The following is a 19,465-nucleotide window of genomic DNA, read 5'->3' as shown; positions in this document are numbered from 1 at the left end:
ATGAGACCAAAACCACGAAGGAGAAAAGCAGGACCTTGACCACCACCACCGAACCGAAACATACCTGAAAGGCGGGTCAATTCTCGGCGGAAATCCCGGGTCAGTTCCTGGCGGAAATCAACAGCCCTCGACCTTTTCAAGGCCGGCTATATCAGAGTTGAGGCGCTTGCCAGAGCCCTCAGACATGACGCCTGAGCGGGAGGGCGAGCCATGCGCAAATATCTTTCCCACAACCCCCATCAAGGCGGCCCTCATTATCCAGAGGAACTGGACAGGCTCGATGAACTGGTCCGGCGCGCAGCGAAAACGCTGCACCTCGTGGAAGCAGGCGAGCGGAACGAGATCGCGGCAAGGATCCTGTCGCTCTACTCGATGGGCAACCGCAGCCTGGAAGAGATTCTGGACACCGCAGTTCATATCCATAGGAACGGCTACGCTCGACGACCGACATTCTGAGACGCCGAAGCAGATCGGGACCGAGAAGCCTGTCAGAAGCCAGGCCAAGGCTGGAACCACAGCATGATTGGCGAGTTGGTTGCCTTCAATCCACCACGCTGAAATCTCGTCGATGGCCAAGAATGCAAAAGCGGACAACCGGGCGGCCGTCCACGCCGTGGCGCCGACCATGCCGCACCTACTGAAGGTGCTAGGCCCCGGCCTGATTACCGGCGCCTCGGATGACGACCCAAGCGGAATCGCCACCTATTCCCAGACGGGTGCGCAGTTTGGCTATGCGCCCAGTTGGACGCTGTTGTTCTCCTATCCGCTGATGGTCGCCATCCAAATAATCAGCGCACAGCTCGGCCACACCACGGGTCGGGGGATCGCCGGCAATTTGCGAATGTTCTACCGGAACCCGGTCGTCTACGTCTGTGTCGCGCTGCTGCTGGTAGCAAACATCATCAATGTCGGCGCCGACATAGGAGCCATGGCCGACGCCGTGCGGGTGCTGATCGGAGGGCCGCAGATCGTCTACGTTCTGACATTCGGCGTCATTTGCGTCGTGACGCAGGTCTACCTGTCCTACGATCGATATGTCGGCGTCCTGAAATGGCTGACGCTCGCGCTCTTTGCCTATGTCGTCACCCTGTTTTTCGTGAAAGTCGACTGGTCCACTCTGGCGCTGAACTTCTTCTTTCCGCATGTCTCCTTCGATAAAAACTATCTGACTGCCATCGTTGCCATCCTTGGCACCACCATCAGTCCGTACCTGTTTTTCTGGCAGGCTTCCCAGGAGGTGGAGGACATCCGGGCCGTGCCCGAAAGGAAAGCGCTCAAGGGCGCACCCGAGCAGACGGAAGATGCCACGGCCCGGATACATCAGGACACCTTCGTCGGCATGGGCTTGTCGAACGTCGTTGCGCTGTCGATCATGGTGACGGCCGCTGCGACGCTCAATGTGAACGGCATTACCCAGATCGACAGCTCCGCCAAGGCAGCGCAGGCGCTCAGGCCGCTGGCCGGAGCGATGGCCGAAACGATTTTCGCCCTGGGAATTGTCGGCACAGGGCTCCTGGCGGTGCCAGTCCTCGCGGGATCGGCCGCATATGCGGTCGGCGATGCCTTGCGGTGGCCGACCGGGCTCGATCGGAAGCCCAGGCAGGCAAAGGCCTTCTACGCGACGATTGCGATCGCGACGTTGATCGGCGTAGGTTTGAACTTCAGTCCGATCAATCCGATCAGGGCCTTGTATTGGAGTGCCGTCATCAATGGCGTCGTGGCGGCTCCGATCATGGCGATGATGATGCTGATGGCCGTGCAATCGCGCATCATGGGCAGGAACACCATCGGCGCCTGGCTTCGCGCAGTTGGCTGGCTTTCGACGGCGGTGATGACTCTGACGGCGATGGCGATGATCGTGACTAGTTTTTTGTAGCTCGTGTGAAGGCACGCGGCCGTGCTTCCGGATGTGAGAACAGTCGACCCTTCAAGCGATAGTCGCCTAGGTGACTTGGAACAACAACTGGACGTCCGGGTTAACGCTGGCATTTGGCAGGAAGAGAAGAAAGGACGAAAGTCATGCGCAGGATCCTGATCGCATTAGCCACGACAGTTCCTTTGATCTGCGCGGCTCACGCGCAAAATGCTGAAAGCACCAGCGCTGAGACCTTTGTAGCCGCAAAGCCGACGGACGTGCTCAGTTACAATCTCGTTGGGCTCAAAATCAAAAACGGCGCGAATGAAGACGTGGGGGAGATCAAAGACCTCGTTCTCTCGCATGGCACGCTGTCAGGTTACATCGTCTCCGTTGGTGGAGTCCTCGGCCTAGGCGAACACTACGTCGTGGTCAGCCCTAAAGCGGTGAAGATCGACTACGACGAGAACGACAAGAAGTGGATGGCGACGATGGACGCGTCCAAAGATCAGCTCAAGGCGGCCCCGGAGTTCAAGTACGAAGGCCGCTGGAAACGGTGATTGCGGCCGAGTGGCCGCAGAAAAAGGGCTTCCAGGCCGGAACTTCATGACGCTTGGTGTTGATGCCGCTTTGCCGCAAGCGGCATCAACATGAGGCCTAATACAACTCCTCCGCTCGCCGCTTGAATTCTCTGCGCGACTCTCCCGGCTGAAAATACTGAATAGTTTCCGCTCCGGAGCGGAAACTTCATTGGACGCGCGCCTGACGATCTCGTTGTCACGCGGCGGAACGTTTGGCTTTCCGCACCGTTCTAGCGGATATGTGCGAAGGATAAGGCGATGGCTAATGCTCCCAAGGCAGTGGGCCTGAATATCGAAGACGTTCAAAAGACATTCGAAAAGCAGATCGCAGAACTGCGCGGCGAGATAGGCAAGATCAACAATTCTATTGAGGAAAGGGGAGCTAGGCTGGCCCGCGAAGCGATCGAAACTGCATCGGCCCGAGCTTCGCGTGCCGCAAAGCGGCTTAGTGCGCAGACGCAATCAGTGTCCGAAGTCGCTCGTGAGAGTCCAGTCACAGTTACCTTTGTGTTTGGAATGGCGGCATTGCTCGGTTTCACGATTGGTGTCGCCATAGGCATGACGACCAACAGTTCAGGCCGCCGTAGCTATTGGGGCTGAGAACTCTGCCCTGAGTTCAGGCTTGCAGGTTCCAAGGAGTTCCGCCGTGGGCTCATCAGCAATCATCGGCGTACTGATCACTTTTCTAGTCGTGGTTCTGGTGCTGTACCTTGTTCAGCGCCTGCCAATAGATTCCGGTCTACGACAGATCATTCAAATCATCGTCATCATCATCGGCATTGTTTCGCTGCTGAAATACCTGGCTATCTTCTGAACGATCGGCGCTTCACATCCATAGCATTGAGTTCCCGCGTTCCCGCCTCGGGGGCGAGTCGGCTGGAACGGGTCCGTACGAGGTCGTCTGGTGCGGCGAGCGCCCGTGCGCGCCGGGCAGGCGGCTTAGCCTTGATATCACTCGGTGGAGCGGCCGGCGCGATCATGCCCCAAGCGCGCCGGCCTAGGCGGCCGGATCGGCGCCTGATGGGGTATTCCTACGATGCCATCGATCTCACGATAGGTATTTGGGAATATTCCGGTCTTTATAAGAACAGTCCAGCGGTGGCGACGGTAATGGCACCCGGTCAATTGGCCTTCGGCCGCTCATACGATGGGTGGCCTGGCTCAGTCCGGTGCTGGTCCGCATACCTTCATGAAGGCAAGACCGCCTTCGCCCAGATAGCTGTCATGCGCCCTCGTCGACTCGCCTTCCTATTGCTTTGTCCAGGTGGCCGATCGCCTCGATGATACCACCTCTGGCTTTGGCCAGCGCCGCCCTGTCATTTTCTATCGTGTCGGCGGCCTTCATAAGCAGCTCTACCACTTCGGCCTTTGCGTAGCCGCCAGGGTTCGCCGCCATTGCGCGAAGATCCTCGACAATGTCGGTCATTCCCCCACTCCACTCCCCGTGTGCGGAAATGGTGCGCAGAATCTCACAAACCGTCAATCCTTCAAGCCCATCTCCACCACCGTGTTGGGTCCTTCCAAGGCCAGGAGGCAATGCGGGTGAGGCGGCAGCGCGGGCGATATTACTGTTTGGGTTGCTGACCTACTTGGTGTTTTCCCCAGCCCGTCGTCTCACCCGAGGCGGCGGGCTTCTTTTTGCGTTTCAGGCCGGCGACTTGGCGTTTCCGTGCTCTTCGGCGGCGCAAACCTCGGGCTGAAGGATGCAGTCAAACTCTTGGATCAAGCCCTGTCGGAAGAGACCGAGACCGATAAGGTGTTGACGGGCGGCCTCAACCAAATGGCTAAAGCAGCCTAACGCATGTCGAAGCGACTTTGCTGCCCCCAATGTGGCATGCTGCCGGTCTTTCGGACACATAGCTTGAGGTGGACGCCATGAAGTCGCTCATCGCATCGATCGCCGGTTCGTTTTTCGCAGTTCAGGCGAGTGCCACACCAGCGGCGAACGAACCGAGGCAAATCGCGTCGCAGTGGTACGAGGCCTTTGCACACCATGATGCGGCACTGCTTGAGAAGATACTGGCGCCGAGCTGGGTCGACATACCTTCGCCTTCCGACGCTCCGCACGGACCCGAGGCTGCAAAAGCGGCAATGGCCATGCTGGTGAACGCATTTCCCGATTTCGACATCAAGATCGAGGATCTCATCCAGGACGGAAACAAGGTCGTTGTTCGGTCCACGATCACTGGAACCCAGCGCCAAGCTTTCGCCGGTCTGCCCGCAACAGGGCGATCCATGAGGATTCAGGCTGTCGATATCCACGAAATCGAGAACGGCAAGATCGTTCGTACCTGGCACACCGAAGATTGGATGACCGGTCTGCGGGAATTGGGCCACCTGTCTCGATAGGCAATCGAGATCGGGGCCCGACATCGGACCCGCAGACTGCGGCGATTGTGACAGCAATTTCATGGCAGTAGCCCGAATCCGGTACCGGCTCCATGGCGACCGCAAAAGTTAGGCCGCATGTAAGAAATCGAACACCGCTAATCCAAGAATAATTCGGGTGCCCGTTGGAACCGCCGAAGCCGGGTGGCGTTTACGGCGCGCACCCGCATCATGTTCCGCGGGGCTTAGAAGCTCAGCCAAACTTGATGCTCCGGGGCGACGTACGCGCTGGCGATGCACATCGGCGGGACACTGAGACCAGGACCTTCGCCCAATCAACGACGTCAGCAAAACGAAGAGGAGCATGACCATGCCAGCTCGACAATCCGACGCGTCGTCGAAAACGGCAAAGGCGATGAGTGTCGCCGACTACATCATCGATCGACTTGCGGCAGAAGGGATCGAACACTGCTTTGGCGTTGCCGGCGACTATGTGTTCCCGATCTGCAATGCGGTTGATAGCAGCCCCAAAGTGAAGTGGATCGGCTGTGCCAACGAATTGAATGCGGCTTACGCCGCTGACGGCTATGCGCGCATCCGGGGCGCAGCGATGTTGGTCACGACCTATGGCGTCGGCGAGCTCTCGGCCATAAACGGCGTAATGGGGGCCAAGGCGGAACGTTCCCTGGTTTTTCACATCGTCGGAATGCCATCCTATCAGAACCAGCGCGTACACAAGATCGCCCATCACACGCTCGGCGACGGCGTGTTCGGCAATTTCGTTGCGCTGTCCGCTGACGCGGCCTGCTGTCACGCGGTCATCAATCCGGAGAACTGCGTCGTCGAAATGGAGCGCCTCATCGCGGAGGCGCACCGCAACAATCAGCCGGCCTATATCGCCGTGCCGTCGGACTACGCGCTATCCCCGGTCGTGTCGGCTGACGTGAAGCCGATCGTGCCTCGATCAAACGAAGCAGCGTTACAAAAGGCGATGGCGGCCATCGCCGAGCGTTTCAACAAGGCAAAATCCGTCGTCGCGATTCCGGCGGCCACAGTTTCGCGGCTTGGCCTACAAAAACAGGCCCAGAAGGCGATCGAAGCGTTGGGCTGTCCTTTTGTGACGACGCTCATGGAAAAATGCTCGATCGACGAGGGTCATCCGCAGTTTGCCGGCATGTATGCCGGGGCGGTGTCAGAACCGAACACGCGGCAAATCGTTGAAGGCGCCGAGCTCGTCCTCGATCTGGGTGGTGTCAATCTGAACGACATCACCACGGCCGCCTATTCCAGCCACCTCGATCTGTCCCGGTTCATTACCGTCGGCCTCGACGACGTCAGGATCGGAGACGAAGTTATCGCCAATGTCCGACTTGCGGACGTTCTGTCTGAGTTGGCCAAGTTCAAAGGGTCATCGGCGCCGTACCGGGGAAAACCGCAGGGGCTCGCACCGGTAAACGGCGACCCGTCCGACAAGATCACGATGGCGGCGCTCTATCCGCGCTATGCGGCATTCCTGCGCGCCGGGGACACGGTCGTTCTCGAGACCGGGAGTTCAAGCCTCGGCATGACGCCAACCATCCTTCCGGATGGTGTGCGGGTGGAAGCGCAAGTTCTGTGGGGTTCCATCGGTTGGGCGACCCCGGCCGCCCTTGGTGTCGCGCTTGCCGACCCGAGCCGGCGGACAATTCTGATCACGGGCGAAGGCTCGCATCAACTGACGGCGAACGACATCGGCGCAATGGGGCGGTTCGGCGCAAACGTTATCGTCTTCGTGCTCAACAACAGTGGTTACCTTGTCGAGCGGGCATTGGAGGAAAATCCGAACTGGACCTACAACGACCTCGCGCCTTGGAACTACGCCGAACTGCCCAAGGCACTCGGTTGCACCGACTGGTTCACTGCTCGTGTGACCACGCTCGGCGAACTTGATGAAGCGATGAAGTCGGCCCGCGCCAGCAAATCCGGCGCCTATATCGAAATCATGGCCGGCAAGATGGACATGCCACCGGCTCTCGCCTTCGCCCATGGCCAACTGCAGGCCATGTACGGCGCCACGCCATAATACGCACAGACGGCACGGCACCAGATCTGGGGCAAAACAAGCGGCCGCCGAGTGTTCGCCCGTCGATCGCAACCAGCGGGCTTTGGGTGTAACGCGCCCAAATCGCCGCCGGAGATCCCGTGAGCTTGCGGCCGACACGGCAATTGGCACCCACATCGAGCCCAAGGCGACAGAATGGCTGGCTGGCGGCGAAGCATAGGCGAGATCGGAGGATTGTGGACTGCTGCACGGTGACGTCGTCGCCGACGTCCTCCACAACATCCGTATCCGCAACGGTCATTGCCAAACGAGCAGCTATACGCCTTCACACTCATGCCTGACATCGACAGCATACCAAAAGCATACCGGAAAGACATGGTGGAGCCTCGAGAGTTTCCTGCCTTAGATAAACCGTAATCTCCTTATAGGGTGTTTGTTCGTCTATTTGGCCTGATTTGGCCTCTCGCGGCGTCAGTCGTTCTCGACCCGCCAATCTCTATCCAGATTTACGATGCTTGAGCGCGTGGCACGGCTTTGCTTCGCGATGGCAACACGGATGTTTTCGTCCATGCCAGTGCTAGAGCGCACCGGCCTGGCGGATCGTCGAGGGCCAAACGGACGGTACCGACAGCTCTTGATCTCAATCGAGGTCCGAAAACGGCGGAGCAAGGAAGCGGGTTCAAATCCCAGTCTTTTGTTTCGCGAGGACATGAACATGTCGACACGCACGATCCAATCCATTGTCCACTTCTTCGCGCCCTTCGCATTGAGGGGCGTCGACGAGGTGCAGCCGCCGGGTGACTACGCCATCGATCAAGATGAGGATCTCATCGACGGCGCGTCCTGGCTCGCCTGGCGCCGCGTCGCAACCTTCATCCACCTGCCAGCCGTCTCAACAAACAAGATGACCGCACAACTGGTAGAGATCGATCCCTCTGAATTGGAAGCCGTACTCAAGCAGGATCATGAACAGGAACCATGAAGTTCCAAGCTCGCGCTGAAATCTGGCACGGGTGAAACCAAAGGACAGAAGAAAATGTCACCCCATCGTTTCGCCATAGGACAGTCGGTTCACCTCAAGAACAGGTTCAACCAGTCAGACACGACGGCAGGGACCTACCGCATCATCGCGACGCTGCCGGAACGGGACAACTCGCCTCAATACCGCATTCGCAACGATGGCGAGCGGCATGAGCGTGTGACAACCGAGAACACCCTTGTGCTCGTCGACACGCCGCCGGTCGCAATCTGTGTCAACTGACAGGAGAGTGCCATGGCAAAAGGCCAGCTGCGCGGTAACCGCGAAATCAGGAAACCAAAGAAGACAAAGGCGCCAGCCAAGGTCGAGACGCCGTTTGGCTCGCAAATCAGGCTCGCTGACAACGGCAAAGCAGGGCAGCGCCCGCCCAAGAAATGAGCGTTGTGCGCGCAATCTCTTACGACAGGTAACCCAGATGAAAGTCGTCATTGAATTCTATCGACTTCGGGAACTGGACAACGCGCACGCGCTTCTCGGTCGCGTGACCTGCGACGTGCTCGATACTGACGCGGCGATCGGAATGGCCAGATCGCTCTTGCGTACGCTCGATATGCCGCAGGATCCGGACATCGTCAGCATCAACCACGATCTGGGGTGCAAACTCTACTGCGCGACAGTGAGGCCAGTCTGGAAGGAAGCGGCTTTATCCAAACGGCAGTTCATTCGCGAAGGGCAGCAACAATGACACACATCACAATAGCCTCCGGCCCGAAGCGGCCTATACCATACCCGACACCGGATCTTATGCCTGATGGCCGCATCCAACCTGGCGATAATGCCGAGCTTTTGCGCCGCAAGAAATCCGACTGTGACGGCACCCTTCGGCGTATTCGTGAACTCGTGGAGCGCAACAGGCTGCTGTAGGCGGACGAAGAGGTCGCCGACAGAGAACAATTGAACGACCCTCTGATCGTTAGGAGCGTCGCCATGCAGGTGAACGAGCAAAAAACCAAGAGAGGCCGAGACGCTTTCGATATCGCCGTCTGGGAAAATGAGGGTGGCGCGCTGGCGCAGCACAGCATCTACCACAACTATGGCCGCCGCGTTGAGGCGGATGGATCGTGGACGATCTACCACGTATTCACGGGCGTCCCTGCGGTCTTGGAAGGTCGGCCTATGACCGGACTGGAACGGACGGAAGCCACCGCCACCATGGTTCATCTCAATGCGCGCAATGCTCAAAAGTGCAAAGCAGCAAGGGAGGCAGAGGTCGTTCGATCAGGTCCGGGGGGCTCATGATGCTCAACTTTCCCAATCGCAGCCGAAGCTATGATGGAGCCGCTAAACGCGTACGCTTCGTTGGATATGACGGAACGTTCCAAATACCTTTCTCGATCGAAGTTGGAGCACTCTTGAAGATAGTTCCATTGATCGACACCGAAGAAAAGTGTCTGGCGGCCTTCGACGCCGCGCGAGTTCCAATCCTTGATGCAGCACAGAAGGCATATGCTCGTTGCGACAAGAGCTTCTATGTCCTGACGGAAGCCGATCTGCGGTAGAAGCCAAGGTCGGCTAGTCTGACCGCATCACTCCATATCCGGCACTTCGCCGCTGACGAACAGCGTCGTCGGCTCGCCGTCCTCATCGCGGTCGAACGCCACGACCACGATCAGCTTCGGCATCTTCTGCTGGGGTGATGCTGGACATGACCATCCATCTATGGAGTGGCCGGCGCGATCATTACCCCATGCACGCTGGACCAGCCTTGGTCCCTACGGGAATGCCACGGTCCGAACCATGCACCATCGACCTGGGGTGTCACACGTTGCCCCGCCCCTCGCATGCCTCATGCAGGATAAACACTTTGTCGCGTTTTAGTGCGTCGTCTTGGCTTTGGGCTTCTTGCCCTTCGGCGGCGCAACCTTCGATGCCGGCACGACTTCCTTGGCGCTGCGCAGGATGGTCAACAGGATGCCCTTGTCGAGTGGCTCGAGGAGCACGTGGCGTTCGTGCTGGAAGAGCACGACCGTTGCAAGCGCGGCCATGTCGCTCTTCCTCATGGCATCGCGGAGGAGGCTGAACGGCTCCGTCGACGGATTGTCGACCGGCGAGAGGTAATATGGCTTCTCGAAATCGATCGGGTCGACCTCGGCCCTGAAGACGAAGCCCTCTAGAATAATGACGTGCTCGGGCAGCGGCTTAAGGGCCACCATTTCGTCGGCCTCGAGGAGCAGAAAATCTTGCTCGTCGACGTAGGCGGCTTTCACCGGCTCCCGGGTCTGGCGGTTCAGGGTCTTGAAGTGGGTCGCCTCTGCCGCGGTCCAAGCACCTGTCAGTCTCACGCCGCAGGTGACGTTGCCAAGCCGAAGGAAGCCCTTCCACAGGGCCCGCACGGTACTCATGACACGCTACTCCAACACGGTTGGAGAACGGCTGCGCGCCTCAATCGTTCCGCTCGCTCCGCCCGACGGAAAACGTTCGCCGATCGACGCAAAAGCTTCCGGGGGAAGGATTGGACACAGGCCCCATGGCTTCAACGGGGGCTTTCCTGGACGATAGTGCAATGCGGGAGGGACGGCGGCGCAAAGTGTCTCCAGGTGCGGACAGTAAAGAGGTGTCCGCACCTGTCCGCAGTGTCCGCAGACGAGCTCGAGCTAAACTGTCGCCGCGAACAAGCTGGTTCGCTGCGTGAATTGCCTGCTCTGGTTCCCTGGGCGGGCTTTTTTCGTACTCCAGGAACCTTGATTCCAGTTCGATCGTTTGGAACCGATCAAATGGCTAAACTCTCGCCCGTCGGCTTCCACCTGACGGGCGGGCGCGCTTTCTTGACTGGCGCGCCCGAGGCACATTTTGCGGAACAAAGGCTAAGGAGGTGACGGCCATGCGCACGTTGCTTTTCTCGCTTTTCATAAACCTCATGGCTCTTACGTCGACGACGGGAGTTGGCGGCGCAACGGGGATCACGGCTTCCACCAATTACCATAATGGCCGCACAGTAGGCGGTAGGACATACGGCAAGACATACAAAAGAACCCACGGCATCACGCGCCCCCGACCCTCTCACTCGAACGTGCATGCCGTAGATCGTCCCCATGCATACGGCCGCAATCTTCATTGAGGCTCGGCGGCCCCTGTGGCGGTGCCGCAACTGTACTGAATCGGCCTCCCGCCTCGGGACGCCGGCGAAGTGAGTCGGCTCGTGCCGTTTAGCGAGTTTTCGCGGGTGCGCGCAAATGCTGACGGGCCCGTCGTCTCATCCGAGGCTCTTATCGCCTATCAGTGGCAGCCTCCGTCATGACGCCTTATGATCCGAACGTCTGCTTGTAAGCCTTGTCATTCAAAAGCGGCCCAGCCGCTAGCGGCCCCAAACTGCCGGGCGGCGTCGCGCCCCTTGGAGGCTACCGCGGTTGTAGCTTGTCGGACCGAGAGAGCTGCCTAGTTCTCTGACAGCACTTGGCAGGTTTTCAAGGCGAAATGTGACCTCTCACTCGTCCCAGAGGAGCCGACCATGAGAAGGCGTACGTTCCTCACCGGCGGTGCAACCGCTGCCGCCGCTGCTTTGTCGGCAAATGTTGCCCATCCACAATCACCGCCAGCAGCAGGCCAACCCTTGTCACCGGCGGACGCCGCGTCGGCTGCGGCGCGTCTGCGCGCCCAGTTCGCCAGCACTTTCGATCCCGCCTATTTTGAAAACGTCATCGTTCCATACTTTCTCGTGAGCACCTATCACGGCGAAGAGCCGATGCTCCCGATGATCGGGGTGGCCCTCACGAAAGAGAACGCGCTGCCTTACGACCTCTGGGGCCTGTTGAGCGAAACCTGGCAGCCGGCGCCCGAGCACGGCGTGACGGTGTTCCTGCAGGGGCTCGAAAAGCGCGGGCCGGACAATCGCAGAAAGCGCATCTACATGTCGGCCGTGACGCCCGATCTCTATCGTGAGAAATACGGTGGGAAAGTTACGGCATTTTTCGACAGGCTGATGTCGGACGAGAATGCCGGGAAGCCGCTGATGCGGCCCTATCTCGAGGCCTATTGGGATCTCTATTGGGACCTGCATCTCGGCGTCTCGCATGACCAGGTGCCGGACCGCATCCGCCAGATCGGAAATGCCTTCAATACCGTGCTTGCCTATCGCGACCCGACGACGCGGATCGTCTACGACAATTACATGGTCGTCCATTCGAACCTGGGTTATCTCAAGGCCTGGATCGACGAGAAGATTGCCGACATCAAGGGAGGCAAGATCCAGAATCCGGACAAGACCTTTGCCTGGTACTGGATCAAGAACGCCGGGGACGGCGAGTATTTCGCTCCCAAGGACGTCGTTTTCGAGTGCTTCCATAACTTCGTGGCGTTCAGCCAGTGGGGAAACACGCTCTACAACATCATGCGGAAACTCGGCACTGGGACCGGCGACCCGGAAGCCAGGTCATGGTTCAAGTCCACCATGGAGGGCGATTTCGACAACGCCAACGGCGCTCCGTTCACGCCGCTGGAGCGCTTCACGATGGAGCTGTTTCGCACCATCTCGCCCAATGGCGGCAGCATTTCCGCACTCACCGAAACCCGGCCGCCCTACTATGATCGGCATGGCTACATCGTGACCCCGCACACATCCACGAGCAAGGACCCGGTCCACTGGAAGAACCCGACCGACTTCGATCCGTCTCGCTACGAGCACCAGCCAACCAGCCAGGACATCGACGAGGCCAAGGTGCTTTCCATGGGCTTCGCGAAATGCCCGTTCGAGAAGACGAGCTTCGAATTGACGGATGGCCGCAAAGGCACAATGGAAAACAGTGCCTTCGGGACGGTGTTTGGGAAGGTCGACGGCAAGCCGCTTGTCGTCTGTGACTATGCGGGTTTTGCGCCCTTTGGCTTCGGCTACCGGCGGTGTCCTGGCGAGCAACTCACCATTCTTGCTTTCGCGGATTTTCTGAAGAAGGCATGGAAGGACAAGCTCGAATTCGTCGAGCTTGAGATCAGCAATCCCGAGCCACTGCCGATTGGCCCGACGACCGTCATCGGTGACAATATGGGCTTCGTGAGAGCTGACTAGATTTCCGTTTGCTCGGCGCTCGTGGTCGCCAACCTGCCCGCGTCGACCTGGGACAATTATAAAGAACCTGTTTCACCAGACGTGTGCTGGCGTGCAGCCATGCCCCGCGATCGCCAGCGGGCGAGGGGCGTTGTAGTCGCACCGCACCTGATCAAAGCCGCCGGGGGCGTGGTTGAAGGATGAGAGGTCCAGGGTGGCCGCAGACGACCGACAGGGAGGCGTCACATGGAAATGCTCCGTCGCTTTGAGATCACTCGACGCAAGCTGATCATGACGCTGGCGGCGGTGCTGGTTTCAACCGGCGCGATGTGGTCGGCATGGCCCGCGCAGGCGCAGCAAGACCCGTTGCCGTCCTGGAACAACGGGCCGGTAAAACAGGCGATCCACAATTTCGTGGCAGCGACCAGCCAGGAGGGCAGTCCGGACTTCGTGCCGCCGGCCGACCGGATCGCCGCCTTTGACCAGGACGGCACGCTATGGGTCGAGCACCCGATGTACAGCCAGGTGATCTTCTACCTCGACCGCGTGCCGGCGCTGGTCGCCGCCAAGCCGGAACTGAAAGAGGTCGAGCCGTTCAAAACGGTGCTGACGGGCGACCGCGATGCGATCGCCAAGCGATGGCGGAGCTGGAAAAGGTCCTTGAAGCCACACTGACAGGTATGACCGTCGACGATTTCAAGGCCGAGGTCCAGAAGTGGCTCGCGTCCGCCAGGGATTCGCGCTGGAAGTGCCCCTATACCGAGCTCACCTACCAGCCCATGTAGGAGGTTCTGAGCTACATGCGCGCCAACGGCTACAAGACCTACATCGTCACCGGCGGCCAGGACTTTGTCCGGGTCTACTCGGAGGCCACCTACGGCATCCCGCCGGAGCAGGTGGTCGGTACGGCAGGAGGGACGAAGTTCGGCTACGACAAGGACGGCCGGCCGATCCTGACGAAGGAGCCGAAGCTCCTGTTGAACGACAACGACGCCGGCAAGATCCACCTCATGATCGGGCGTCGCCCGGTGGTCGCAGTCGGCAATTCTACGGGCGACAGGCAGATGTTGGAGTACACCACGGCAGGCGAGGGGCGACGGCTCGGCATGCTCGCGCTGCATGACGATGCGGAGCGCGAATATGCCTATGGGCCCGCGCAGGGCCTGCCCGACACCAAGGTCGGCACGTTCACCCAGGAGCTCTACGACGAGGCCACGACCAATGGCTGGCTGGTCATCAGCATGAAGCGGGATTGGAAGCGGATCTTCGTCGAAGGCACGTCCAATTGAAGGCGGATACAGGCACCGCAGGGCTGAATTCGCCCTCTAGAACTGAGGAGAATTTTGCCAGGCGGCGAGAAAGTCGATATCTGGCGCGAAGCTGACAACAGCACGTTGCGTTCAAGTGTCCGTCTTTGGGCAACATCGGAGAGCTGCTTCTGTCCGAAATGCGGGCGGGCCGGAATGTCTGCTTTCTGATGGGGCCGATCCGAAACAAGACGGTCCGCTGTCGGCCCCCAAGCTGCCGTCGATCACGCCGATGCCGCGCTGCGGTAGGGACGCCCAACGCCCTTTGCCGCAGCGGAGTTTATGATGAAGATACTTGCGGCCCGTTCGGATGCGAGCTGCTCGCCGATGGGCTGACCGCCGAAAGGCTCACGCTACGGGCTGGCCTTCGGCACGCTCTGGGGGCTTCGCAACGCCGGCTTCATCGCCTCCTGTGGTGGCTGGTGTTATCCCGCATGGATGCCATAACGTCCCGGAGCAAGAATTCCGTTCGGGTCGAGCGCCTGCTTAATCGAAGCGCAGGCTCCCCTGAACGAGGGCATCGTCTGGGACATGTGGAATTCCTGGAAGTCGACCGGCGAGCGCCCGACAAATACGCCGCGTCGCGCCACCTCCTCCGCCATCTTGCGGTAGCATGATCTGGCGCGTTCCTTCTCCTCTTCGTCTTCGCGATTGAAGGAGAGTACGTGCAGCCCCCGGCTGAAGCGGGCGGCACAAACATTCATGACCGTGTAGTCGAGCCCATGCTCTTCGTAGATGCCGCGACAGAGGCGCTGGAATTCATTGGCGACCTTGCCGACCATCGGCGTCCCGGGCAGGAACCAGCTGTTGCCGCCGCCGGGGCGCCATTTCAGGAGCCCGAGCTCGCCGAGGCTGGGCACGCCGGCAAACGCGTTGATCGCCACCTGCAGGGGCGCGATCTCGCTCGCCTCCTCGTGCGAAATATAGCGGGCCTTGCCGGATTGCCCGAAATGGCTGCGCACGCGCTGGATCATGGGCTCGATCGCCGCGTCACTGGCGCCGTAGAACGCGCCCGAAACGGTCCAGGCGCCGACGCCATGCTTTTCGCGCAGGGCCCTGCGGCCTTCGTCGGAGATCGACCGTCTGCCGGCAGAAGTCCTGTATTCGGCGCTCTCGCCCTCGGAGCCGCACAGATAAAGGTCGTTGGTGACGCGAAACAGCGTCGGCACGAAATTCGAGAGCTTTAGCGGCCGGCAAAGATCGATGATTTCCTCGAGGTCGTCATCGTTGTCATAGGCGAAGTGGAAGGAGCGGATCGCCGGCGGCCTCGGGAGCAGCCAGATGCCCATGCGGGTGACGATGCCGTAGTTCGATTGTGCAAACAGGCCGTCGAGGATCGGCCCGAACGAATATTTGGACGTGTGCCAGTTGGAGATGTCGGTGCTGTCGAGCGCCCCGTCGCCGGTGCGCAGGATCTCGCCGTTGGGCAGCACGACCTCCATGCCGCAGGCGAAGCCGAAATGGTCGAAATAGGGCGTGTAGCCGGCACCCTTGTCCAGGGCATTGCCCAGCATGCCGCCCTGCGGCGGCCCCGAGGTAACGTCGAGCATGAGCCGGTTGCCGCGCCGCACGAGCTCGTCATACATCGCTTGATAGCTCACGCCCGGCTCCACCACGGCATAGGCGAGCGTCTCGTCGATTTCCAGGAGGCGGTTCATCCTGCGGCCGAGGTCCACGACGACTTGCCCCGCCGCGTTGGATGAGCGGCTTCCAAGCCCGATATTGTTGCCGGTGCTGATCGGATAAAGCGGGACGTGATAGGCGTTCGCCGCGCGCACGATCGCCTGCACATCCGCGGTGGAACCGGGATAGACGACCGCGGCCGGCAGCCTGTCCCCGCCGGGAAGCGTGTTCTCGCCATAACGCCGAAGCGTCTCCTCACTCCGGTTGACGCCGCCGGAGCTGAGCGCCTTTTCCGCCTCCGCCAGGAATGCTCCCAGATTCGGCTGTCCGTTGCTCATCATCCTTGCTCCGTCCTTGGCCCGGCCTCGCGATCACCGGAGGCTAGGTCGTTGCGAACGAGACGTCTTGTCTTGGCGCGCAAGCCGGCTTGGTCCTGCGCGCATCTTTTCGGCATCCGTTGCGCTGCGGGCATTTTCGTCGCGGCCATGCGGTGGAGTAAGGCTGCACTTTGCGTTAGCCTGCTTGCCGATCTTCAGCCCGGAGGGAGGTTCCAGGCCGTGACGAGTGTTTGGTCGACATCCGACGTGGAAAGCCGCCACCGCTTTTCCTATTGGCGCGACGCCGTGTGCCAGGCGATCCTGAACGTCGACGCCGAACCGCAAGGCGCGGAGAATTTCGAAGCGCAGATCTCCGGCCGCGTACTCGGTGGCGCCAAACTCGCCTGCTTTGTCTCTAAACCTCACCAGATCGTGCGAAATCGCAGCCATGTCGCCCGGTCCGGCGAAAGCGGTTATCTAGTTAGCTGGCAAAAGGCAGGCCGCAGCCAGATCATGCAGGGCGATGCGTCCATCAGCCTCGAGGCCGGGGACATCGGCATCATTGATGTCGAGCGGTCATTCCACGTCGACTTCCCGACACCGGTCAGCAGAACGCTCGCCCTGATCCCGCGACGCCCGCTCGAAGAGAGAGCGCCATGGTTTCGGCGTGCGCCGCTGGCCAGGATTGGAGCCGGCGAGGTCTTTGGCCGGCTCGCCTGCGAGCATCTGGCCTGCTTGAGCGATCATCCCATGAACAGTTCGAGCGAGGCCGACCTGCTCGTCGAGAACATCTGCAACCTGCTGGCTCTGGCAACCGCACCTGGCGAGCTTGGCCGGGAGATCGCGGGAGTGCCGGCGGAGACGGTGCTGGCCTTCTGCCGCAAAAATCTCCGCCAGCCGGAGCTTTCGCCGCGCATGGCAGCCTTCCACCTCAGGGTGTCGGTGCGAACCATCCATCTGCGGTTCCAGCAGATGGGCACGACATTCGGCGCATGGGTTCTCGCCGAGCGGCTGGAAACCTGCCGGCGCGCCCTCGAAAACGCGACGCTAGCCCGGCAGAGCATTTCCGAAATCGCGTTCGATTGCGGCTTTCGGGACATCTCCCACTTCAGCAAGGCCTTCAAACGGAGCTACGGCGTTTCCCCCCGGGATCATCGGGCCTGCATGCTTCCGCGGCCTGGGCACTGATCGCGCCGCCCAAAGTATTTTTCAGCACGCGTTGCGGCAGGCGCAATCACCCACATTGACCCTCACGGCAACCCAGCCGCTACTCGGGCGGCATGGACCGACGAGGCGGCCGACGGGCGCGCGAACCGGTCCGCCAGGGAGGTGTCGCCGTGAAATTTGGAATGTTCTATCCCGTCGCGGTCGCGTCGGAAGCCGAGTTGGGCAAGGGCCTTTGGGGCCTCGACAGCAGCCGCTATGCCAACACCATCGACGAGTTGCGCGAGCAGGCGATCTGCGCCGACGAAACCGGCTGGACCTCGATGATGTTCGCCGAGCACCACTTCGAAATCGAGGGCTATCACGTCACGCCCAATCCTCTGATGCTCAACGTCTACCTTGCCCAGCATACGAAGCGGCTACGGCAGGGTCAGATGGGGCTCGTCCTGCCAAATTGGAACCCGCTCCGGCTGGCCGAGGATATCGCCATGGCCGATCATCTCACCGGCGGCCGCCTCGATATCGGTCTCAGCCGTGGATACCAGCCGCGTTCGGTCGGCGTCATGGGCCAGCACTATCATGCCAATGCCGCCGGCACCGGCCGTGCCGAGATCGAGGCCACCAACCGCAGGATCGTCGAGGAGTGGTTCGAGGTGATGCGGCGTTCCTGGACGGAAGACCTCTGGGACTTCGAGGGCGAATTCATCAACGTGCCTCCGCGCGGCCTGCAGTGGAACCATCCGATCTCCGCGCGCCTTGAGGCCGGCGTGCGCAACGGGGCGCTCCATCAGGTGGCGACCGTGCCCAAGCCCAGGCAGTGGCCGCACCCGCCGCTCTTCACCACGCTGACGCAGAGCCCGGAGACGCTCAACTGGTCCGCCCGCATCGGCAGCTCGGTCGTCACGCTCGCAGCCAATCTCGATATCGTGCGCTGGGTCTTCCAGAGCTACATGGACGAGGCCGCCAAGCACGGCCGCGAGCTCCGCTTCGGTGAATATTCGACAGGCGGCGGCGTCGTGCTGTGCCGCAACCTGGCGGTCGGCCGGACGCATGAGGAAGCGATGGAGACCGCACGCCAGGGTTCCGCCTTCTGGACGCACTGGCTGGGCGAATTCGGGTTCTTCGAGGCCTTGCGCATGAAAGGCCAGGAAGGCCCCGTCCCGAAGACCTTCGAGCAGATGGTCGAGAGCGGCTTCCAACTGGTGGGAACGCCGGATGCTGTCGGAGAACAGATCCAGCGCCTGAAGGAGGAACTGGACGTCGAATACATGATCTTCATAATGTATGGGGGAATTACCGAGCAGAAGCGGATGCTGGAGACGATCCGGCTGTTCGGCGAAGAAGTAATACCGAGCTTCGCCGACAAAGCCGCAGCCTGAAAATAGGCGGACGGCCAGACAAAAGGGGACTGGCCGGAACGGGTGGGAGAAGCGGGATGGGGCGCGAGCTACATGATCGCGCGGAGATACGTTCGGTGGGCCGGGCCCTCGAGCTGCTGGAGATCATGCAGCGACGGGCGCCCGCCGGAATCCGCGTGCGCGACGCGGCCGACCAGCTCGGGGTCGACCCGGCTACCGCCTCCCGCCTCCTGGCAACGCTGGTCGCGCATGGCTATGCGAGCCGCTTGCCGAACCGCGACTATACGCTGGGCACCCGCTCGCTTCGCCTCGCCACCGCCTGGGTCGACCGGCTGATCCAGGTGGCCGCCCCGCCCATGGCACGCGTCGCGGATACCTGCGGCGAAACCGTCTATCTCGTCCAGCTCATCGGCAACGAGGCGGTCACGCTGGCCCGGCTCGCCGGCGGCCGGCGCGCGATGATCGATGTCGAGGTCGGGCCGACCTATCCGCTGTGGGCATCGGCGGCCGGTCGCGCATTGTTGGCCTCCGTGCCGAACGTCCTGCGACCCACCCTGTTGCCGGCGGACCCGTTTCCGGCCTTCACGCCGCGTACGAAGACGCGATGGGCGGAGCTGTCGGCCGCGCTCGAAGCGGCGCGCCACGACGGCATCCATGTCGAGGAAGGCGAGCTCGATCTGCAGCTCAGCTGCTTTGCAACGCCGCTGCGGCACCGCAACCGCGACGAGAAGCTGGCAATCGCCATCAGCTTCGAAAGGCAGCGCTCGGAAAGCGACCGCCAGCTCTTCCGTCAGGCGCTGCAGCGCGAGGGGCGCGGCTGTGCCAGCCAGCTTTGAGGCGTTTGCCGGCGATTTCGCCATGCCTTGCGTCAGGC

22 protein-coding genes are annotated in these 19,465 nt (G+C 60.9%); 19 read left to right on the top strand and 3 right to left on the bottom strand.

Annotated elements, in window-relative coordinates:
* Positions 1-210: 210 nt before the first annotated feature.
* The 5 genes from ABLE85_RS19705 to ABLE85_RS19685 all read left to right on the top strand — a co-directional run bounded on the left by ABLE85_RS19705 (position 211) and on the right by ABLE85_RS19685 (position 3,250).
* Complete coding sequence (locus ABLE85_RS19705) at positions 211-456, top strand: hypothetical protein (RefSeq protein ID WP_348794410.1); 246 nt, start codon at positions 211-213, stop codon at positions 454-456.
* Between the two features lie 112 nt (positions 457-568).
* A complete protein-coding gene (locus ABLE85_RS19700) occupies positions 569-1,876 on the top strand; it encodes an Nramp family divalent metal transporter (RefSeq protein WP_348794409.1) in 1,308 nt (435 codons plus the stop codon).
* A gap of 143 nt (positions 1,877-2,019) precedes the next feature.
* The gene (locus tag ABLE85_RS19695; protein ID WP_348794408.1) at positions 2,020-2,415 is read left to right on the top strand and encodes a PRC-barrel domain-containing protein; all 396 of its coding nucleotides are present in this window, start codon (positions 2,020-2,022) and stop codon (positions 2,413-2,415) included.
* 279 nt (positions 2,416-2,694) lie between these two features.
* Positions 2,695-3,036 carry a hypothetical protein gene (locus tag ABLE85_RS19690; RefSeq protein ID WP_348794407.1) on the top strand — a complete coding sequence of 114 codons (342 nt, stop codon included), beginning with the start codon at positions 2,695-2,697 and terminating at the stop codon, positions 3,034-3,036.
* Between the two features lie 46 nt (positions 3,037-3,082).
* Positions 3,083-3,250: a Thivi_2564 family membrane protein gene (locus tag ABLE85_RS19685; protein WP_348794406.1), complete on the top strand. Its 168-nt coding sequence runs from the start codon at positions 3,083-3,085 to the stop codon at positions 3,248-3,250.
* 408 nt (positions 3,251-3,658) lie between these two features.
* Here ABLE85_RS19685 and ABLE85_RS19680 read toward each other — a convergent pair whose 3' ends face one another.
* Positions 3,659-3,862, bottom strand: coding sequence for a hypothetical protein (locus ABLE85_RS19680; protein WP_348794405.1), 204 nt, complete (start codon positions 3,860-3,862; stop codon positions 3,659-3,661).
* A 449-nt stretch (positions 3,863-4,311) separates the two neighbouring features.
* Here ABLE85_RS19680 and ABLE85_RS19675 point away from each other — a divergent pair, with 449 nt between their 5' ends.
* From ABLE85_RS19675 to ABLE85_RS19640, 8 genes are all read left to right on the top strand, one after another.
* Complete coding sequence (locus ABLE85_RS19675) at positions 4,312-4,785, top strand: ester cyclase (protein ID WP_348794404.1); 474 nt, start codon at positions 4,312-4,314, stop codon at positions 4,783-4,785.
* A gap of 343 nt (positions 4,786-5,128) precedes the next feature.
* Positions 5,129-6,826, top strand: coding sequence for a thiamine pyrophosphate-binding protein (locus tag ABLE85_RS19670; RefSeq protein ID WP_348794403.1), 1,698 nt, complete (start codon positions 5,129-5,131; stop codon positions 6,824-6,826).
* 694 nt (positions 6,827-7,520) lie between these two features.
* Positions 7,521-7,787 (top strand): hypothetical protein, encoded by a 267-nt coding sequence (locus tag ABLE85_RS19665; RefSeq protein ID WP_348794402.1) that lies wholly within the window; start codon positions 7,521-7,523, stop codon positions 7,785-7,787.
* 54 nt (positions 7,788-7,841) lie between these two features.
* Complete coding sequence (locus ABLE85_RS19660; protein ID WP_348794401.1) at positions 7,842-8,066, top strand: hypothetical protein; 225 nt, start codon at positions 7,842-7,844, stop codon at positions 8,064-8,066.
* A gap of 12 nt (positions 8,067-8,078) precedes the next feature.
* Positions 8,079-8,222 (top strand): hypothetical protein, encoded by a 144-nt coding sequence (locus ABLE85_RS19655; protein ID WP_348794400.1) that lies wholly within the window; start codon positions 8,079-8,081, stop codon positions 8,220-8,222.
* 37 nt (positions 8,223-8,259) lie between these two features.
* Positions 8,260-8,529, top strand: a complete 270-nt coding sequence (locus ABLE85_RS19650) for a hypothetical protein (protein ID WP_348794399.1) — start codon at positions 8,260-8,262, stop codon at positions 8,527-8,529.
* 242 nt (positions 8,530-8,771) lie between these two features.
* Positions 8,772-9,083 carry a hypothetical protein gene (locus ABLE85_RS19645; RefSeq protein WP_348794398.1) on the top strand — a complete coding sequence of 104 codons (312 nt, stop codon included), beginning with the start codon at positions 8,772-8,774 and terminating at the stop codon, positions 9,081-9,083.
* Complete coding sequence (locus ABLE85_RS19640; protein WP_348794397.1) at positions 9,080-9,343, top strand: DUF1488 domain-containing protein; 264 nt, start codon at positions 9,080-9,082, stop codon at positions 9,341-9,343. Before ABLE85_RS19645 ends, ABLE85_RS19640 begins: the two co-directional genes overlap by 4 nt.
* Positions 9,344-9,658: 315 nt before the next feature.
* Here the strand turns inward: ABLE85_RS19640 and ABLE85_RS19635 are convergent, their stop codons facing one another.
* Positions 9,659-10,186, bottom strand: a complete 528-nt coding sequence (locus tag ABLE85_RS19635) for a Ku protein (protein ID WP_348794396.1) — start codon at positions 10,184-10,186, stop codon at positions 9,659-9,661.
* A gap of 1,208 nt (positions 10,187-11,394) precedes the next feature.
* Between ABLE85_RS19635 and ABLE85_RS19630 the strand changes: the two genes are divergently transcribed.
* The 3 genes from ABLE85_RS19630 (at position 11,395) to ABLE85_RS19620 (ending at position 14,111) form a co-directional block, all read left to right on the top strand.
* Positions 11,395-12,843, top strand: a complete 1,449-nt coding sequence (locus tag ABLE85_RS19630; protein WP_348794395.1) for a hypothetical protein — start codon at positions 11,395-11,397, stop codon at positions 12,841-12,843.
* Between the two features lie 225 nt (positions 12,844-13,068).
* Positions 13,069-13,497: a hypothetical protein gene (locus tag ABLE85_RS19625; RefSeq protein WP_348794394.1), complete on the top strand. Its 429-nt coding sequence runs from the start codon at positions 13,069-13,071 to the stop codon at positions 13,495-13,497.
* A 125-nt stretch (positions 13,498-13,622) separates the two neighbouring features.
* Positions 13,623-14,111 carry a hypothetical protein gene (locus tag ABLE85_RS19620; RefSeq protein WP_348794393.1) on the top strand — a complete coding sequence of 163 codons (489 nt, stop codon included), beginning with the start codon at positions 13,623-13,625 and terminating at the stop codon, positions 14,109-14,111.
* 443 nt (positions 14,112-14,554) lie between these two features.
* Here the strand turns inward: ABLE85_RS19620 and ABLE85_RS19615 are convergent, their stop codons facing one another.
* Positions 14,555-16,090 carry an FAD-binding oxidoreductase gene (locus tag ABLE85_RS19615; protein WP_348794392.1) on the bottom strand — a complete coding sequence of 512 codons (1,536 nt, stop codon included), beginning with the start codon at positions 16,088-16,090 and terminating at the stop codon, positions 14,555-14,557.
* 72 nt (positions 16,091-16,162) lie between these two features.
* On the opposite strand from ABLE85_RS19615, the gene ABLE85_RS19610 reads away from it, so the two are divergent.
* The 3 genes from ABLE85_RS19610 to ABLE85_RS19600 all read left to right on the top strand — a co-directional run bounded on the left by ABLE85_RS19610 (position 16,163) and on the right by ABLE85_RS19600 (position 19,427).
* Positions 16,163-17,257 (top strand): helix-turn-helix domain-containing protein, encoded by a 1,095-nt coding sequence (locus ABLE85_RS19610; RefSeq protein WP_348794391.1) that lies wholly within the window; start codon positions 16,163-16,165, stop codon positions 17,255-17,257.
* Between the two features lie 161 nt (positions 17,258-17,418).
* On the top strand, positions 17,419-18,612 hold the full coding sequence (locus ABLE85_RS19605; protein ID WP_348794390.1) for an LLM class flavin-dependent oxidoreductase: 1,194 nt from the start codon (positions 17,419-17,421) through the stop codon (positions 18,610-18,612).
* A gap of 56 nt (positions 18,613-18,668) precedes the next feature.
* Entirely contained in the window at positions 18,669-19,427 is a 759-nt protein-coding gene (locus ABLE85_RS19600) for an IclR family transcriptional regulator (RefSeq protein WP_348794389.1), read from the top strand.
* The last annotated feature ends 38 nt before the right edge of the window (positions 19,428-19,465 follow it).

This window comes from Mesorhizobium sp. KR1-2, from assembly GCF_040045035.1.
Taxonomy (GTDB): domain Bacteria; phylum Pseudomonadota; class Alphaproteobacteria; order Rhizobiales; family Rhizobiaceae; genus Pseudaminobacter.
The sequence above is the reverse complement of the archived record's forward strand: the minus strand, read 5'-3'. Positions and strand labels throughout refer to the sequence as shown.

Excerpts from the sequence above, each read along its gene's own strand:
- ABLE85_RS19665 (WP_348794402.1), top strand. The coding sequence starts at position 7,521 with ATGTCGACACGCACGATCCAATCCATTGTCCACTTCTTCGCGCCCTTC.
- ABLE85_RS19635 (WP_348794396.1), bottom strand. The coding sequence starts at position 10,186 with ATGAGTACCGTGCGGGCCCTGTGGAAGGGCTTCCTTCGGCTTGGCAAC.
- ABLE85_RS19705 (WP_348794410.1), top strand. The coding sequence starts at position 211 with ATGCGCAAATATCTTTCCCACAACCCCCATCAAGGCGGCCCTCATTAT.
- ABLE85_RS19700 (WP_348794409.1), top strand. The coding sequence starts at position 569 with ATGGCCAAGAATGCAAAAGCGGACAACCGGGCGGCCGTCCACGCCGTG.
- ABLE85_RS19695 (WP_348794408.1), top strand. The coding sequence starts at position 2,020 with ATGCGCAGGATCCTGATCGCATTAGCCACGACAGTTCCTTTGATCTGC.
- ABLE85_RS19600 (WP_348794389.1), top strand. The coding sequence starts at position 18,669 with ATGGGGCGCGAGCTACATGATCGCGCGGAGATACGTTCGGTGGGCCGG.
- ABLE85_RS19690 (WP_348794407.1), top strand. The coding sequence starts at position 2,695 with ATGGCTAATGCTCCCAAGGCAGTGGGCCTGAATATCGAAGACGTTCAA.
- ABLE85_RS19620 (WP_348794393.1), top strand. The coding sequence starts at position 13,623 with ATGCGCGCCAACGGCTACAAGACCTACATCGTCACCGGCGGCCAGGAC.
- ABLE85_RS19625 (WP_348794394.1), top strand. The coding sequence starts at position 13,069 with ATGGAAATGCTCCGTCGCTTTGAGATCACTCGACGCAAGCTGATCATG.
- ABLE85_RS19680 (WP_348794405.1), bottom strand. The coding sequence starts at position 3,862 with ATGACCGACATTGTCGAGGATCTTCGCGCAATGGCGGCGAACCCTGGC.
- ABLE85_RS19655 (WP_348794400.1), top strand. The coding sequence starts at position 8,079 with ATGGCAAAAGGCCAGCTGCGCGGTAACCGCGAAATCAGGAAACCAAAG.
- ABLE85_RS19650 (WP_348794399.1), top strand. The coding sequence starts at position 8,260 with ATGAAAGTCGTCATTGAATTCTATCGACTTCGGGAACTGGACAACGCG.
- ABLE85_RS19615 (WP_348794392.1), bottom strand. The coding sequence starts at position 16,090 with ATGAGCAACGGACAGCCGAATCTGGGAGCATTCCTGGCGGAGGCGGAA.
- ABLE85_RS19640 (WP_348794397.1), top strand. The coding sequence starts at position 9,080 with ATGATGCTCAACTTTCCCAATCGCAGCCGAAGCTATGATGGAGCCGCT.
- ABLE85_RS19660 (WP_348794401.1), top strand. The coding sequence starts at position 7,842 with ATGTCACCCCATCGTTTCGCCATAGGACAGTCGGTTCACCTCAAGAAC.
- ABLE85_RS19675 (WP_348794404.1), top strand. The coding sequence starts at position 4,312 with ATGAAGTCGCTCATCGCATCGATCGCCGGTTCGTTTTTCGCAGTTCAG.
- ABLE85_RS19605 (WP_348794390.1), top strand. The coding sequence starts at position 17,419 with ATGTTCTATCCCGTCGCGGTCGCGTCGGAAGCCGAGTTGGGCAAGGGC.
- ABLE85_RS19670 (WP_348794403.1), top strand. The coding sequence starts at position 5,129 with ATGACCATGCCAGCTCGACAATCCGACGCGTCGTCGAAAACGGCAAAG.
- ABLE85_RS19645 (WP_348794398.1), top strand. The coding sequence starts at position 8,772 with ATGCAGGTGAACGAGCAAAAAACCAAGAGAGGCCGAGACGCTTTCGAT.